We start from the raw sequence: 600 nt of genomic DNA on the forward strand, positions 1-600 counted from the left end.
CTATCTTTTTCACCGCTCTCATAGTTCAGGTTGCAAATCCCGACTTTCGTTTGAAAGTAGGTATATCCTAGATCAAAGGGCGGCGGTTGTCAATGTTACTTGTTTAATTCGTGATGATAAAGTTTATGTGAGCTAACCACTTTACCAATTAAGGCAATGACAAAACTATGTTGCGTTTCCTTATCTTGATTTTTAAAATAAGTATATAGTTTTACTTCAGGGCTTTGCCCTTCAAGAAATTCATCAATTAAATAAATATGATCTTGGAGATTCATTATGATTACCTTTGCTTATGATTGCCCCCATTGTGGCGTTAAACATGGGGGATTTGAGATTAAAACGTACTATGAAAATGATAAATTTACTAATTATTCTATTTTCTCATTATTAGCCACTTGTAATACCTGCAGTAGTGCGATTATTGGTGATCTTGCAGTACAAGATGATTCACATTCTAAACAAAAGCTAAACAGAATTCGCTCTCTTTTAACTAGTAAAAATAATTACAATTTACAGGAGTTATCCGATGGGAGATGGATTCAATTCTATCCTAATAATACGAAAACTGCAGAAATTCCCGAATATTTACCTAGTTCGGTA

Annotated in this window: 2 protein-coding genes; one reads left to right on the top strand and one right to left on the bottom strand. The window is 33.5% G+C overall.

The window, feature by feature from the left end:
- Positions 1 to 95: 95 nt before the first annotated feature.
- Positions 96 to 275: a hypothetical protein gene (locus ABZ720_RS17430; RefSeq protein WP_017807553.1), complete on the bottom strand. Its 180-nt coding sequence runs from the start codon at positions 273 to 275 to the stop codon at positions 96 to 98.
- A gap of 1 nt (position 276) precedes the next feature.
- Between ABZ720_RS17430 and ABZ720_RS17435 the strand changes: the two genes are divergently transcribed.
- A partial coding sequence (locus tag ABZ720_RS17435; protein ID WP_366556800.1) for a hypothetical protein occupies positions 277 to 600 on the top strand: 324 nt, incomplete at its 3' end.

This window comes from Aquibaculum sediminis (assembly GCF_040712085.1).
Classification (GTDB): domain Bacteria; phylum Pseudomonadota; class Alphaproteobacteria; order Kiloniellales; family DSM-21159; genus Aquibaculum; species Aquibaculum sediminis.

Bases quoted from the DNA above. Each gene is read 5' to 3' on its own strand.
- ABZ720_RS17430 (WP_017807553.1), bottom strand. From the start codon at position 275: ATGAATCTCCAAGATCATATTTATTTAATTGATGAATTTCTTGAAGGG.